This window comes from Streptomyces sp. NPDC000229, assembly GCF_040300825.1.
Taxonomy (GTDB): Bacteria; Actinomycetota; Actinomycetes; order Streptomycetales; family Streptomycetaceae; genus Streptomyces.
On the sequence record NZ_JBEPEL010000081.1, the window covers coordinates 1 to 14,426 of the forward strand.

Sequence of the window (14,426 nt, forward strand, 5' to 3'; positions counted from 1 at the left end):
GATGTTGGTCATCGGGTCCTGCCATGCGGGATAATGACCTGGAAGCAATGTGTTCGATGCTGACCGCGTCGGACACCCCGTCGGTGGTGCGGGCGTGGGCGGCCGGGGACCCGGGCCCGGGGCGGGCGCTGTGGGCGCGGCCGGCGGAGGCCGGGGTGTTCGCCCTGGCGGTACCGGAGGCGTACCAGGGCGGGCTGGGCGTCCTGCCGCTGGAGGTGGCCCTGGCGTTCGTGGAGCTGGGGCGGCACGCGGTGCCCGGTCCGGTGGTGGAGACGGTCGCGGTGGCGGCGCTGCTGGACCGGCTCGGGGAGGACGGGCCCGCGAAGCGGTTCCTGCCCGCGCTCGCGGCGGGCGAGCTGACGGCGACCCTGGCGGTCGGCTCGGGGTACGCCCTGGACGCCGACTGTGCCGGCCTGGTCCTGGTGGTCGCCGCCGGCGAGGTGCGGCTGGCCCCCGGCCACGGTCCGGTGCGGGTGAGTGCCGATCCGGCGCGGCGGCTCGCGCGGCCCTCCCCGGGCGGGGAGGTGCTCGTGGCGGGGCCGCGCGTGGCGGAGGCGGCGCGGTACGCGGCGGGGTGGGCGGCGCTGACGACGGCCGCGCAGGCGCTGGGCGTCGGGTACGCGCTGCTGGACCGGACGGTGGCGTATGTGAGGCAGCGCAGGCAGTTCGGGGCGGCGATCGGCTCGTTCCAGGCGGTCAAGCACCGGCTCGCGGACACGTTGCTCGGCCTGGAGTTCGCCCGCCCACTGCTGTACGGGGCGGCGCTGTCGCTGCGTACCGCCGATGTGGCGGCCGCCAAGGTGGCGGCCGGGGACGCGGCGTACGGGGCCGCCCGCACCGCGCTCCAGCTGCACGGCGCGGTCGGCTACACCGAGGAGCTGGACCTGGCGCTCTGGCTGCGCAAGGCGCGCCCGCTGCGGGACGCGTGGGGCACGCCCGCGTGGTGCCGGGAGCGGGTGCTGGCCGAGGACGCGTAGGGCACGCGTACGGCCCGCCGGGGCGGAACCGGCGGGCCGTCGGTGCGGGGCGGGCCCGGTCAGGTGAGCCAGCTGCCGGCGGCGCACCCGGAGGCGTTCACCCACCGGTGGGAGCCGATGTTGTTGAGCACCGGACCGCCGTTGTTGGTGTAGTAGTTGTCGGACAGGTCGTCGGCGTACAGCTCGTACGGCGAGAGGCAGACGTAGCCGTACTCGTAGCGGTAGCCGCTGGTGCGGTAGAAGGCGACGACGTCCAGGCCTCCGACGTAGCCGCTGTTCATCACGGACTTGGGCTGGGCGTACTCCGTCCCCGTGAAGGCGCCGGAGCTGTCGCCCCAGGCGTAGTCGTCGCCCGGGGTCGCCCCCAGCAGGGTGCCCGTGCACTGGTAGCCGTTCCAGGCGCGGACCAGTCCGTCACGGCCGTGCTGGTTCCAGTCCTGGGCGCAGTAGTCCATCGGCGCCGCCTGGGCGGAGGTGGGGGCCGCGACACCGAGGACCGCGAGGCCCAGGGCCGCGACGATCGTGCCCAACTTTCGCATCGTTCACTCCTTTTGTCGGCCTCGTCGGAGGCATGCCGAACCACGGCGACGGCCGTGGACGTGTGTGTGTGGGGGTCAGGTGCGGGGCGGGACGACCTTCGCGGCATGGGCCAGGGCCCGGAGCCGCAGCCGGGCGTACGTGTCGAGCGCCTCGCCGTACTGACCGCGCAGCGCGTTGACGTACTGGGTCTCCAGTTCCTTGCCGATGACCCGCAGACGGGTGTCCCTGGCGCAGGTCGCGTCGGCGACGGCGGTCTTCCGCTCGGCCGCGAAATCACCGGGGGGCGCCTGGCGGGCCTCTGCCGGGTCCCGGTACGGGTGGCCCGCCCGCTTCATGCACTGCGACCAGTCCCTCAGGGCCGCGGTGAAGCGCTGGTCGGCCATGACCTTCGGGACGTAGAGCGGCTGGAGGCTCATGGCGGTCTTCTCGGCCCGGAACCAGGTCTTCGGGTCCCCGTACAGCTGCTCCTCGGACTCGGCCACGCAACCGCCCACCCGCTTGCGGACCGTTCCGCCGGTGGGCAGCTCGGCCGTCAGCTCGGGTGCGTCCGTCCCTTCGTCCAGGGCCTTGTCGTACGCCGCGCGGCGCTCGGCCGAAAGGCCCTGACGGTAGGTGACGTTGGGGTTGGCGCGCTTGGCTCGTTCGTGTTTCGCCCGGATGCGGCTGCCGTAGCCGTGCTCACGGGCCCAGGCGACGTCGTCCGACACATAGCCGAACGTGCGGCTCTCCTCCAGGCCCAGCCGCTCGGCCTCCCGGTACGTGAAGCCCTTGCGGGCCATGCAGTCCTTGATCAGCCGCTGCTGCGCGTCCGCGACACGGAGCTGTTCGGCCTCGGTGAGCGGCCGGAGGCCGCCTGCCACCGGAGTGGCGGTCGCGTTCCGCGCGCCACCTGTGTTCCGCGGGTGCTCCGCGCCGCTCGTGCACCCCGTCCCCAGGGTCGCCACGACGGTGGCCAGCACTGCCGCGGCGACCCCGGCGAACGTCCCCTTCATACCGATGCTCCCCCGTTGCTTCGGTACCTCTCTCCTACGAGAGCCGACCTTAGGGGCGGGAACGAGCCTCCGGTCCTGACGGATGTCAGGACCGGCGCGGCCGGGGATGATGCGTCCACGCCCGAGCGTCGCTATTGTCAGCCCCCAGCCGTCACGGTCCCCGCCCGGTTCCGGCGCCCCCATCCCCGACTCTCCTGCACATTTTTGTGTGCACTGAATGACGGACGTAACCACAGTGACGACAGTGACTGTCCAGCTGCCCGAACCGGCGCCCCGGCACCCGGACGAGCCGCCCCCCAGGCCACGCCTCCTCCACATGAGCCCCGGTCAGAGCGCCGACTTCGGCCGGGGAACCCCCGGAGCCCCGCTCCCCATCCCCCTCGACGACCCCGGCGTCTCCCGGTACGCGGGGCAGATCACCGCCACCGAGGACTACTGGCGGGTGTCCAACTACAGCGCGGGCGCCACCTATGTCGTCGAGAACATGGAAGGTGCCGGCGAGCACATCAAGGTCGCGCCCGGCCGGATCGGCGCCCCCGTGCCGTTCGAGCTGTCGCGGGTGATCCTGCCCGCGGCCGACGGCTCGGTGGAGTTCAAGGTGTTCGCACCCCAGCACACCTACTGGGAGCCGGGCTCCGACCCCGCCGCGGGCGACCCGACCACCACCCCCTTCTCCCTGGACCCCACGTCCAAGTACTTCCTGGTGCTGCTCGCCCTGTGCGAGCCGAGGCTGCGTTCCCCGTCGGACGCGGCCGTACCGGGCGTCGGGGAGGTCGTCGAGCGGCTGCGTCCCCTGCCGTCCTGCGCGGGCCTGACCCGGTCGGCCGTCAACTACCACATCGACTATCTCGTCACGGCCAAGCTGCGGCTGCGCGAGGACCCCGACGAGCCGGCCGTGGGCGGCGCCAAGCGGAGCCGGCTCGTCTCCCTGGCGCTCCGCTTCGACCTCGTACGCGAAGAGCACCTGCACCTGCTCCCCCCACCCGTCAGACGCTGAAGCGAAAGGCCCATCGAGGATGGACGCCCACCACAACGCCCCCCGCCTCGACCTGCCCGAGGGGTACCGGATCGCCGACTGGGCCGTGACGGCCCTGCTCGGGTCCGGCGGCTGGGGCACCGTCTACGCCGCCGAGCGGGTCACCGGCGCGGCATCGGCCCCCGGCGCGGAGCGGGTCGCCGTGAAGCTGCTCCGCACCGACCTGCTCACCCCCGGGCAGCGGGCGTCCATGGAGGAACTGATCCGGCAGGAGGTGCGGTTCAGCAGCGAGGCGGAACACCCGAACCTCGTGCGCACCCACACCGTGGTCACCCTGCGCGACCCGGACCGGCCCGGCCTCGACGGCGTGACCGCGCTGGTCATGGACCGTGCGGAACACAGCCTCCACGACCTCATCACGGCCGGCGAGCAGGGCACCCCCGTCCCCGGCGCCGGGCGCATCCTCGCCGGGGTCGCCACGGGGCTGGCCCATATGCACGCCCGTGGCTGGGTCCACGCGGACCTGAAACCCGCCAACATCCTGCTCGGCCCGGGCGACGCCGTCCGGCTGGCCGACTTCGGGCTCACCGTGGAGCTCGACGGCACCCACGCCTACATCCCGCCACTGGGCTCCCTCGACCACGTACCGCCCGAGTGGTGGTCCGAGCGGACCGGCATCCGCGGCACCACCGTCCGCCGGACGGCCGACATCTGGGCCTTCGGCGTCCTCGCCCACCAGGTGCTGACCGGCGGGCTCCACCCGTTCCCGGGCGGCACCGCGCGGGCCCGCGCCCTCGCCGCGCAGGCCTACGCCGGCGGATCGGCGCAGCTGCGCCTCGACGACACGCTGCGGCCGGAGTGGCGGGAGCTGATCGGCGCCTGTCTCGCCCCGGACCACGCCTCGCGGGCGGTGCTCGGCTCCGAGGAGCTGGCCCGGCGCGTGCGGGACCTCCAGGAGAGTGCGCGTACCCGGCCGCGCCTCCGGCGTACGGCGCTGCTGGTGGGGACCGGCCTCGGGCTGGCCGCCGCCACGGCCGCCACGCTGACGCTGCTGCCCGACGGGAAGACCGGCGGACGCGGCGCCACTGCGCCCGTGAGCTCCCCCGCGAGGACCGCCGCGCCCGCGACCGGGATCACCGCCGGCCCGCCCGGGGCCATTCCCGAGGACTCGGACGTGCCGGTCGCCCTGCGCGCGACCATCACCAACGCCGCCAAACGCTGCACGGACCCCGAGATCACACCGGCGTTCCTCGCCGCGATGCTCAAGGCCGAGAGCGGCTTCGACCCGAAGGCCTCCCGGCCCACGGCGGGCGAGTACGGCATCGCCATGTGGACGCCGTCGGTGTTCCAGGCGTGGGCCGTGGACGGCGACGGGGACGGGGACAAGGACCACATGTCACCCCCCGACGCGATCGCGACCATGGCCGTCTTCACGTGCTGGCTCGACCAGCGGTTCAAGGACAACGGGCTGCGCGACGACCTGCACGCCCTGATCGCCGCCGGCTACCGCACCAGCGACAAGACCGTGATCGAGGCCCGTGGCGTGCCGGAGCGCACGCGCCCCCATGTGGACCGGGTGCTCCGCCACCTGGAGGAGTACACGCGCTGATACGTACAGGGCGTTCTAGTCGTTCCCCCGGCTGACCGTGCGCAGCGGCTCGCCCGGGTGCCAGGTCCGGACGACGAGCCGGTCGCCCTCGACGGAGGTGCGCACCACCTCGGTGAGCTCCGCGCGGAAGAGGTGGAACGGCTGCGGCGCGCCCGCCTCGCCCGTGTACCGCGCCACCGTCTCCGGGTCGGTCACCTCGACCGCCCGGCCGCCGACGCGTACGTCACCGCCGCCCATGTCCGTGCCGCTGCCGGGGTTGGCCAGGAGGGCGAAGCGCGGGTCGCGCATCAGGTCCTGGGCCTTGCGGGACCTCGGCATCATGCCGAGCCACAGCTCGCCGGAGCGGAACGTCACCTCCAGCCCGGTGACACGCGGCGAGCCGTCCTTGCGCACGGTGGCGAGGACGTGGTGCGTGTACGCCTCGAAACGCTGCTGCACGGTCTTGGCGAAGTCCGGCTCCGCCGCCTGGAAGTCTGCCCAGCTGAAAGTCATGGCCTCAGCGAACCGCGGATACCGGACACCTGCTGTCGGGTATCGGATCCGAAGTGGGGGTTCGTGGAGAAGTACCGCGTCTCGCAGTGGTCGGCGGCCCCGGCCGCCCTCCGGCACAGGGTCAGCGTGAGGCTTCTGATGCCGTTCGCGTCGATGGCCCGGATGTCCCGGAAGTCGGCGGTCGTCCCGCAGCCTCGCGTGTTGTGCCTGTCGCCCAGCGAAAGGGTGGCGCCGGAACCCGTGCGGACCGTGAGGGTGGCGTAGACGGACGTGTCGTCGCACGTCTGGTCGGCGACGGCGAGCGTGCCGTTGTGGAGGGAATTCCGGTCGGTCCAGGTCACCTGGATCCGGGTGCGGTCGCCCCAGCTGGCGGTGACGTCCCCGCTGGAGGCCGTCGCCCAGCCCTGCCCGGCGGCTGCCAGCGTGAGCGCGGTCGTGGCGGCGGCGGTGAACCCTGCACGGCGCATGTGAATGTCTCCTGTCCGGTGGCCGGCCCCGAGGTGCAGCACTACCCGCCGGACACGCCCGGTCACGAAGGGCCGGGCACAATCACACGGCCGGCTCAGCCCGTTCGGCCCAGCGTGACGACCGCCGCGTACCCGTCGGTGCGCACCGTCGGCCCGGGCGCGTCGCACAACACCGCGTCGTAACGCCCCAGTTCCACACCCGCCACCTCCGCCGGTCCGTCCAGGGCGACGACGAGCACCGACGTGTCCCGCGCAACCGGGACGGGCAGCCCGCCCCGTACGACCGCGACGGCCGCCGTGACCGCCCCGCGCCGGTGCATCACGTTCAGGTTGACGACCGGGCCGGCGAGGAGCCGCCCGTGGGTCGGGACGTCGCCGGGGAAGGACCGGGGGAGGTACCGCTCCGCGAGGAGGTGCCGTCCGCCGGCGTCGAGGTGCATGCCCGTGCCGTCCACGACCGTCAGGATCCGCTCCGTACCGGGGAACGCCGAGAAGGGCCCGTCGGCGCCGACGTCCGCGAGGCTCACCCGCCACGCGAAACCGTCCAGGCCGCAGTGCTCCGGCGAGGCGGCGATCTCGCGCGTGACGCCGCCGCCGTTCTTCCACGGCACCGCCGTCCGGCCGGCCGCCCGCAGCACCCGCGGCCCGCTCATCGGACGATGCCCTGGGCGCGGGCGGCGGCGAGCCAGGCGGGGAACTCGGCGACCAGCCGGTCGTACAGCTCGGCGTCCGGGACACGGCGCGGGTCGGCGCCCGCGTGGAAGAAGCCCGCGTTGTCAACACAGCGCTTGGCGGGGACGGCCAGCTCGTCGAGCTTGCGGAGGAACTCGAACTGCCGGCTGCCGGGGTCGCCGAAGCCGATGAACTGCCAGAAGAGCGGCAGCTTGGCCGCCTTGCACAGGTGGCGCTCGGCGGCGAGCTTGCTGCTCGGTCCCCCGTCCGTCTGGAAGACGACGAGCGCCGGGTCGGTGGCGCCGCTGTCGAGGTAGTGGTCGATGACCGCGTCCATGGCCAGGTGGTAGCTGGTCCTGCCCATGTGGCCGAGGTTCGCCACGATCCGGTCGATCCGGCCCTGGTGGTTCGCGAGATCGAGCTCGGTCTCGGCGTCGATGTCCGTCGAGAAGAAGACCACCGGGACGCGCCCGTCGTCATCGAGGTTGGCCGACAGGCCGAGCACCCGGTCGGCGAGCGCCTGGACGCTGCCGTCCTTGTAGTACGGCTTCATCGACCCCGAGTAGTCGACGACCAGGTAGACCGCGGCACGCTCACCGCCGAGCCCGTGCTTGCGCAGCGAGAGGCCCGCGCTCTTGTAGAGGCTGACCAGGGCCGGGGCGGTCTCTTCCATCTTCTGGAGGCTGATCGGCATACGGGGAGACTATGCGACGACCGTCACAGCTCCTCCCCGAGCGGGAGACGGCGCACGCCCGGCAGGTACTCGTCCAACTCGCCCGGCTGGAACCGGTACATGCCCACCACGTGCCAGAACTCGCCCACCACGTCCCCGTCGTACTTGTTGGCCCCCGGACGGGGTCAGGGCCGCACAGCCGCCCGGTACGCCGATGAGGGTGGCGCGCGGTGACGGCTCACCGCCCTCGAGCGGCACGTCCCACCGGCGTACCGCGCCGTCTTCGGCGCCGCTGGCCGGCGCCGTGCCGTCCGGGCCGGACGCGACCGAGAGGATCCGGCCGGTGTGGCCGGTCAGTTCGGCGACGCCCTCCCCCGATCGGGAAACCGATCGTAGGAGACGCGGGGCGCCGCCCGACAGGGCGCACCTGGCGCACACAAGGGCGCAGCGCCTGCCAAGGTCCGGTCGGGGACGCGGCAGACGCTGCTGTGTTCCGCACGCCGTTGTACGGGACGTATGAGGGGTGCCCGGCGCCCGATGTGTCGGGCTCGGCCGGTGATACGCCGACTCTACCCCGTGCGGCCACCGGCTGTGACCGGCGGTGCCGCGTGGGCCCGTGCGGGCTCTGGCGACACCGGACGGCCCCCACGTGTGGTGCGGGCGGCTGCGCAGGGGAGGCGCCCGTGTCAGGACCGGTGCCGGGCCGGAGTCGCATGAATGCGCGGTCACCGGCTCGGGTCGGCGGTACCTGCGGACCGTGCCCGCGTGGGTGGCGGCCCGGGTGCGGTGCGGGGCGTCCCCACGGCCGGGGGCGTCCCGCACAGCACTGTGCGGGGCGCCCGGCCGGTGGGGCGTCAGACCGTGAGCGCGCGGTCCGTCGGGCGGATGGGGGCCGGCAGCTCGCTGGCGCCCGTCAGGTAGCGGTCCACACCGCGCGCCGCGGAACGGCCCTCGGCGATGGCCCAGACGATGAGCGACTGGCCGCGGCCCGCGTCACCGGCGACGAAGACGCCGTCGACGTTGGTCGCGTAGTTCTCGTCGCGCGCGATGTTGCCGCGCTCGTCGAGCTCCAGGCCGAACTGCTGGACCAGGCCGTTGGACTGGTCGGTGCCGGTGAAGCCCATGGCGAGGGTGACCAGCTGGGCCGGGATCTTGCGCTCGGTGCCCGGCTTCTGCTCCAGCTTGCCGTCCTTGAACTCCACCTCCACGAGGTGGAGGAACTGGACGTTGCCGTCCTCGTCGCCCTCGAAGTGGGTGGTGGAGACGGAGTAGATCCGCTCGCCGCCCTCCTCGTGGGCCGAGGTGACCTTGTAGAGCATCGGGAAGGTCGGCCACGGCTGGCCCGCGTTCCGCTCCTCGCCGGGGCGGGGCATGATCTCCAGCTGGGTGACGGACAGCGCGCCCTGGCGGTGGGCGGTGCCCACGCAGTCCGCGCCGGTGTCGCCGCCGCCGATGACCACGACGTGCTTGCCCTCGGCGGTGATGGGGGGCGCCACGAAGTCGCCCTCCTGCACCTTGTTGGCGAGCGGCAGGTACTCCATCGCGAAGTGGATGCCCTTGAGGTCCCGGCCCGGGACCGGCAGGTCGCGCGAGACGGTGGCACCGGCGGCGATGACGACCGCGTCGTACCGGCGCCGCAGCTTCGCGGCGTCGATGTCAACGCCGATCTCGACCTCGGTGCGGAACTTGGTGCCCTCCGCACGCATCTGCTCGATGCGCCGGTTGATGTGCACCTTCTCCATCTTGAACTCGGGGATGCCGTACCGCAGCAGACCGCCGATGCGGTCGGCCCGCTCGTACACGGCGACCGTGTGGCCGGCCCGGGTGAGCTGCTGCGCGGCGGCGAGACCGGCCGGGCCGGAGCCGATGACGGCGACGGTCTTGCCGGACAGCCGCTCCGGCGGCTGCGGCGTGACGTCACCGGAGTCCCACGCCTTGTCGATGATCGAGACCTCGACGTTCTTGATGGTGACGGCGGGCTGGTTGATGCCCAGCACGCACGCCGACTCGCACGGCGCCGGGCACAGCCGCCCGGTGAACTCCGGGAAGTTGTTGGTGGCGTGCAGCCGCTCGGACGCGGCGGACCAGTCCTCGCGGTAGGCGTAGTCGTTCCACTCGGGGATCAGGTTCCCGAGCGGGCAGCCGTTGTGGCAGAACGGGATGCCGCAGTCCATGCACCGGCCGGCCTGCTTGCTGATGATCGGCAGCAGGGAGCCGGGGACGTAGACCTCGTTCCAGTCCTTGACGCGCTCGGCCACGGGGCGGGTCTTGGCGACCTCGCGCCCGGTGGTCAGGAAGCCCTTGGGGTCAGCCATTGGTCGCCGCCTCCATCATCTTCTCGGTGGTCTCCTGCTCGGAGAGACCGGCGAGCTCAGCGGCGTCCTTGGCGGCGAGCACTGCCTTGTACGTGGTCGGGATGATCTTGCTGAATCGGTCCACGGCGCCTGCCCAGTCGGCAAGGAGCTTCTCGGCTACGGTCGAGCCCGTCTCCTCGTGGTGGCGGCGCACGACATCGTGCAGCCACGCCTTGTCCGTCTCGTCCAGGGCCTCGATCGCGCCGAGGTTGCCGGAGTTGACGTTGTCCCGGTCGAGGTCGATGACGTACGCGACACCGCCCGACATACCGGCCGCGAAGTTGCGGCCCGTCTCGCCGAGCACCACCGCGTGACCGCCGGTCATGTACTCGCAGCCGTGGTCGCCCACGCCCTCGGAGACGACCAGCGCGCCGGAGTTGCGGACGCAGAACCGCTCGCCGGTGCGGCCGCGGAGGAAGATCTCGCCGCCGGTCGCACCGTAGGCGATGGTGTTGCCCGCGATGGTGGAGTACTCGGCCAGGTGGTCGGCGCCCCGGTCGGGGCGGACGATCACGCGGCCGCCGGACAGGCCCTTGCCGACGTAGTCGTTGGCGTCGCCCTCCAGGCGCAGCGTGATGCCGCGCGGCACGAACGCGCCGAAGGACTGGCCGGCCGAGCCGGTGAAGGTGATGTCGATGGTGTCGTCGGGCAGGCCCGCGCCACCGAACTTCTTCGTCACCTCGTGGCCGAGCATGGTGCCGACCGTCCGGTTGATGTTGCGGATCGCGACCTGGGCGCGGACCGGCTGGGCCTCCTCGGCGGAGGACGCGCCGAGCGCTTCGGCGGCCAGCTCGATCAGCTGGTTGTCGAGCGCCTTCTCCAGGCCGTGGTCCTGCTCGATCAGCGCGTGGCGCACCGCGCCCTCGGGCAGCTCGGGCACGTAGAACAGCGGTGCCAGGTCCAGGCCCTGCGCCTTCCAGTGCGTGACGGCCCGCTCCGTGTCCAGCAGCTCGGCGTGGCCGACGGCCTCCTCCAGCGTACGGAAGCCCAGCTCGGCGAGGAGCTCGCGCACCTCCTCCGCGATGAACCGGAAGAAGTTGACGACGTACTCCGCCTTGCCGGTGAAGCGGTCGCGCAGCACCGGGTTCTGGGTGGCGATGCCGACCGGGCAGGTGTCCAGGTGGCAGACGCGCATCATGACGCAGCCGGAGACGACGAGCGGCGCGGTCGCGAAGCCGAACTCCTCGGCGCCGAGCAGCGCGGCGATGATGACGTCACGGCCGGTCTTGAGCTGGCCGTCGGTCTGGACGACGATCCGGTCGCGCAGTCCGTTGAGCAGCAGGGTCTGCTGGGTCTCGGCGAGGCCGAGCTCCCAGGGGCCGCCCGCGTGCTTCAGCGAGGTCAGCGGGGAGGCGCCCGTACCGCCGTCGTGGCCGGAGATGAGCACGACGTCCGCGTGGGCCTTGGAGACACCGGCGGCGACCGTGCCGACGCCGACCTCGGACACCAGCTTCACGTGGATGCGGGCGGCCGGGTTGGCGTTCTTGAGGTCGTGGATCAGCTGAGCCAGGTCCTCGATGGAGTAGATGTCGTGGTGCGGCGGCGGGGAGATCAGGCCGACGCCCGGGGTGGAGTGCCGGGTCTTGGCGACCCACGGGTAGACCTTGTGGCCGGGCAGCTGGCCGCCCTCGCCGGGCTTGGCGCCCTGGGCCATCTTGATCTGGATGTCGTCCGCGTTGACCAGGTACTCGGACGTCACGCCGAAGCGGCCGGAGGCGACCTGCTTGATCGACGAACGGCGCGCCGGGTCGTACAGGCGCTCGGGGTCCTCGCCGCCCTCACCGGTGTTGGACTTGCCGCCCAGCTGGTTCATGGCGATGGCGAGGGTCTCGTGCGCCTCCTGGGAGATGGAGCCGTACGACATGGCGCCGGTGGAGAAGCGCTTGACGATCTCGGACGCCGGCTCGACCTCCTCGATGGGGATCGAGGGGCGGTCGGACTTGAAGCCGAACAGGCCGCGCAGCGTCATCAGGCGCTCGGACTGCTCGTTCACCCGGTCCGTGTACTTCTTGAAGATGTCGTAGCGGCCGGAGCGCGTGGCGTGCTGGAGGCGGAAGACCGTCTCCGGGTCGAACAGGTGCGGCTCGCCCTCACGCCGCCACTGGTACTCGCCGCCGATCTCCAGCGCGCGGTGCGTGGCGGCGATGCCGGAGGCCGGGTACGCCTTGGCATGGCGGGCGGCGACCTCCTTGGCGACGACGTCCAGGCCGGCGCCGCCGATCTTGGTGGCGGTGCCGTTGAAGTACTTCTCGACGAAGGCCTCGTCGAGGCCGACGGCCTCGAAGACCTGGGCGCCGCGGTAGGAGGCGACGGTCGAGATGCCCATCTTGGACATGACCTTCAGGACGCCCTTGCCGAGGGCGTATATCAGGTTGCGGATGGCCTGCTCGGGCTCCAGTCCCTCGACGAAGGTGCCGGCGCGGACCAGGTCCTCGACCGACTCCATGGCGAGGTACGGGTTGACGGCGGCGGCGCCGTACCCGATGAGGAGCGCGACGTGGTGGACCTCGCGGACGTCACCGGCCTCGACCAGCAGGCCCACCTGGGTGCGCTGCTTGGTGCGGATGAGGTGGTGGTGGACGGCGGAGGTGAGCAGCAGCGACGGGATCGGCGCGTGCTCGGCGTCGGAGTGCCGGTCGGAGAGCACGATCAGGCGGGCGCCGCCCTCGATGGCGGCGTCGGCCTCGGCGCAGATCTCCTCGATACGGGCGGCGAGGGCCTCACCGCCGCCGGAGACCCGGTAGAGGCCCGAGAGGGTGGCGGCCGTCATGCCGGGCATGTCGCCGTCGGCGTTGATGTGGATGAGCTTGGCCAGCTCGTCGTTGTCGATGACGGGGAACGGCAGGGTGACGCTGCGGCAGGAGGCGGCGGTCGGCTCCAGCAGGTTGCCCTGCGGGCCGAGCGAGGAGTGCAGCGAGGTGACGAGCTCCTCGCGGATGGCGTCCAGCGGCGGGTTGGTGACCTGCGCGAACAGCTGGGTGAAGTAGTCGAACAGCAGGCGCGGGCGCTCCGAGAGCGCGGCGATCGGCGAGTCCGTACCCATCGAGCCGAGCGGCTCGCCACCGGTGCGGGCCATCGGCGCGAGGATGACGCGCAGCTCTTCCTCGGTGTAGCCGAAGGTCTGCTGGCGGCGGGTGACCGAGGCGTGGGTGTGGACGATGTGCTCGCGCTCGGGGAGGTCCTCGAGCTCGATGATCCCGCTCTCCAGCCACTCCTGGTACGGATGCTCGGCGGCGAGGGCGGCCTTGATCTCGTCGTCCTCGATGATGCGGTGCTCGGCGGTGTCGACGAGGAACATCTTGCCGGGCTGGAGGCGGCCCTTGCGGACGACCTTGGCGGGGTCGATGTCGAGGACGCCGACCTCGGAGGACAGCACGACGAGGCCCTCGTCGGTGACCCAGTAGCGGCCGGGGCGCAGACCGTTGCGGTCGAGAACGGCGCCGACCTGGACGCCATCGGTGAAGGTGACACATGCCGGGCCGTCCCAGGGCTCCATCATCGTGGAGTGGTACTGGTAGAAGGCGCGCCGGGCCGGGTCCATGGAGTCGTGGTTCTCCCACGCCTCGGGAACCATCATCAGGACGCTGTGCGGCAGCGAACGGCCACCGAGGTGGAGCAGCTCCAGCACCTCGTCGAAGGAGGCGGAGTCGGAGGCGTCCGGCGTACAGACGGGGAAGATCCGCTCCAGCTTCTCGGCCCCGAAGAGGTCGGAGGCGAGCTGCGACTCGCGCGCCCGCATCCAGTTCCGGTTGCCCTTGACCGTGTTGATCTCGCCGTTGTGCGCGACGAAGCGGTACGGGTGGGCCAGCGGCCAGCTCGGGAAGGTGTTGGTGGAGAACCGGGAGTGGACGAGCGCGACGGCGGTGGCGCAGCGGCGGTCCGACAGGTCCGGGAAGAAGGGCTCCAGCTGCCCGGTGGTGAGCATGCCCTTGTAGACGATGGTGCGGGCGGAGAGCGAGGGGAAGTAGACCCCGGCCTCCCGCTCGGCGCGCTTGCGCAGCAGGAACGCCTTGCGGTCCAGGGCGATGCCGGCGCTGGTACCGCCGTCGCTCACGAACAGCTGGCGAAAGGCCGGCATGGTCGAGCGGGCGGTGGCGCCGAGCAGCTCGGGGGCGACGGGGACGTCGCGCCAGCCGAGGACGGTGAGGTTCTCTTCGGCGGCGATCGTCTCGATCCGCGAGACGGCCTGTGCGGAGCCGTCGGCGGGGAGGAAGGCGATGCCGACGGCGTACTCACCGGCGGCCGGGAGGTCGAAGTCGGTGACCTCACGGAGGAAGGCGTCCGGCACCTGGAGCAGGATGCCCGCGCCGTCACCGGAGTCGGGCTCGGAACCGGTGGCGCCCCGGTGCTCCAGGTTGCGCAGAACGGTCAGCGCCTGCTCCACCAGCGCGTGGCTGGCGACACCGGTGAGGGTGGCAACGAAGCCGACACCACAGGCGTCGTGCTCGTTGCGGGGGTCGTACATACCCTGCGGGGCGGGGCGACCGTCCATGGGCGACCAGGCGTCGGAACGCATCGGCTCTCCCGTCGTCGTCGTGGCTGGGGGCTACCTCCCAGACGGGGTCTGGGGGAGCGGGTGCCGAAGGGACGACGTTGGCCCTCCGCGAAATTTCGTGCAGGTTACATGATGGAGTGCTTCTCGGAAAGCGGATAGCTCATTCCAGCATGCGGACA

11 protein-coding genes are annotated in these 14,426 nt (G+C 72.2%); 3 read left to right on the forward strand and 8 right to left on the reverse strand.

All coding sequences use genetic code 11. The annotated features are described in order from the left end of the window. Window positions 1-47: 47 nt before the first annotated feature. Complete coding sequence (locus ABT360_RS28785) at window positions 48-977, forward strand: acyl-CoA dehydrogenase family protein (RefSeq protein ID WP_444852341.1); 930 nt, start codon at window positions 48-50, stop codon at window positions 975-977. A gap of 59 nt (window positions 978-1,036) precedes the next feature. Here the strand turns inward: ABT360_RS28785 and ABT360_RS28790 are convergent, their stop codons facing one another. Then, window positions 1,037-1,516: a hypothetical protein gene (locus ABT360_RS28790; protein ID WP_351822677.1), complete on the reverse strand. Its 480-nt coding sequence runs from the start codon at window positions 1,514-1,516 to the stop codon at window positions 1,037-1,039. Window positions 1,517-1,591: 75 nt separating this feature from the next. After that, a complete protein-coding gene (locus tag ABT360_RS28795; RefSeq protein ID WP_351822679.1) occupies window positions 1,592-2,509 on the reverse strand; it encodes a hypothetical protein in 918 nt (305 codons plus the stop codon). 235 nt (window positions 2,510-2,744) lie between these two features. Between ABT360_RS28795 and ABT360_RS28800 the strand changes: the two genes are divergently transcribed. Together ABT360_RS28800 and ABT360_RS28805 are read left to right on the forward strand one after the other, a co-directional pair. Further along, window positions 2,745-3,506: a serine/threonine protein kinase gene (locus ABT360_RS28800; RefSeq protein ID WP_444852342.1), complete on the forward strand. Its 762-nt coding sequence runs from the start codon at window positions 2,745-2,747 to the stop codon at window positions 3,504-3,506. 19 nt (window positions 3,507-3,525) lie between these two features. Then, window positions 3,526-5,094: a serine/threonine-protein kinase gene (locus tag ABT360_RS28805; RefSeq protein ID WP_351822684.1), complete on the forward strand. Its 1,569-nt coding sequence runs from the start codon at window positions 3,526-3,528 to the stop codon at window positions 5,092-5,094. 15 nt (window positions 5,095-5,109) lie between these two features. On the opposite strand, the gene ABT360_RS28810 is transcribed toward ABT360_RS28805, so the two are convergent. From ABT360_RS28810 to gltB, 6 genes are all read right to left on the reverse strand, one after another. Further along, the gene (locus ABT360_RS28810; RefSeq protein ID WP_351822687.1) at window positions 5,110-5,586 is read right to left on the reverse strand and encodes a pyridoxamine 5'-phosphate oxidase family protein; all 477 of its coding nucleotides are present in this window, start codon (window positions 5,584-5,586) and stop codon (window positions 5,110-5,112) included. Continuing rightward, the gene (locus tag ABT360_RS28815; protein ID WP_351822690.1) at window positions 5,583-6,053 is read right to left on the reverse strand and encodes a hypothetical protein; all 471 of its coding nucleotides are present in this window, start codon (window positions 6,051-6,053) and stop codon (window positions 5,583-5,585) included. The genes ABT360_RS28810 and ABT360_RS28815 overlap by 4 nt, the downstream gene beginning before the upstream one ends. A 95-nt stretch (window positions 6,054-6,148) precedes the next feature. Continuing rightward, on the reverse strand, window positions 6,149-6,706 hold the full coding sequence (locus ABT360_RS28820) for a HutD/Ves family protein (protein WP_351822693.1): 558 nt from the start codon (window positions 6,704-6,706) through the stop codon (window positions 6,149-6,151). Continuing rightward, entirely contained in the window at window positions 6,703-7,419 is a 717-nt protein-coding gene (locus ABT360_RS28825; RefSeq protein WP_351822696.1) for a vWA domain-containing protein, read from the reverse strand. The genes ABT360_RS28820 and ABT360_RS28825 overlap by 4 nt, the downstream gene beginning before the upstream one ends. A gap of 833 nt (window positions 7,420-8,252) precedes the next feature. Beyond that, complete coding sequence (locus tag ABT360_RS28830; protein WP_351822699.1) at window positions 8,253-9,713, reverse strand: glutamate synthase subunit beta; 1,461 nt, start codon at window positions 9,711-9,713, stop codon at window positions 8,253-8,255. Further along, window positions 9,706-14,268, reverse strand: a complete 4,563-nt coding sequence (gene gltB, locus ABT360_RS28835) for a glutamate synthase large subunit (RefSeq protein WP_351822702.1) — start codon at window positions 14,266-14,268, stop codon at window positions 9,706-9,708. Before gltB ends, ABT360_RS28830 begins: the two co-directional genes overlap by 8 nt. Window positions 14,269-14,426 lie beyond the last annotated feature (158 nt).

Coding starts and splice junctions, on each gene's coding strand:
- ABT360_RS28785 (WP_444852341.1), top strand. CDS start 48: ATGTGTTCGATGCTGACCGCGTCGGACACCCCGTCGGTGGTGCGGGCG.
- ABT360_RS28790 (WP_351822677.1), bottom strand. CDS start 1,516: ATGCGAAAGTTGGGCACGATCGTCGCGGCCCTGGGCCTCGCGGTCCTC.
- ABT360_RS28795 (WP_351822679.1), bottom strand. CDS start 2,509: ATGAAGGGGACGTTCGCCGGGGTCGCCGCGGCAGTGCTGGCCACCGTC.
- ABT360_RS28805 (WP_351822684.1), top strand. CDS start 3,526: ATGGACGCCCACCACAACGCCCCCCGCCTCGACCTGCCCGAGGGGTAC.
- ABT360_RS28810 (WP_351822687.1), bottom strand. CDS start 5,586: ATGACTTTCAGCTGGGCAGACTTCCAGGCGGCGGAGCCGGACTTCGCC.
- ABT360_RS28815 (WP_351822690.1), bottom strand. CDS start 6,053: ATGCGCCGTGCAGGGTTCACCGCCGCCGCCACGACCGCGCTCACGCTG.
- ABT360_RS28820 (WP_351822693.1), bottom strand. CDS start 6,706: ATGAGCGGGCCGCGGGTGCTGCGGGCGGCCGGCCGGACGGCGGTGCCG.
- ABT360_RS28825 (WP_351822696.1), bottom strand. CDS start 7,419: ATGCCGATCAGCCTCCAGAAGATGGAAGAGACCGCCCCGGCCCTGGTC.
- ABT360_RS28830 (WP_351822699.1), bottom strand. CDS start 9,713: ATGGCTGACCCCAAGGGCTTCCTGACCACCGGGCGCGAGGTCGCCAAG.
- gltB (WP_351822702.1), bottom strand. CDS start 14,268: ATGCGTTCCGACGCCTGGTCGCCCATGGACGGTCGCCCCGCCCCGCAG.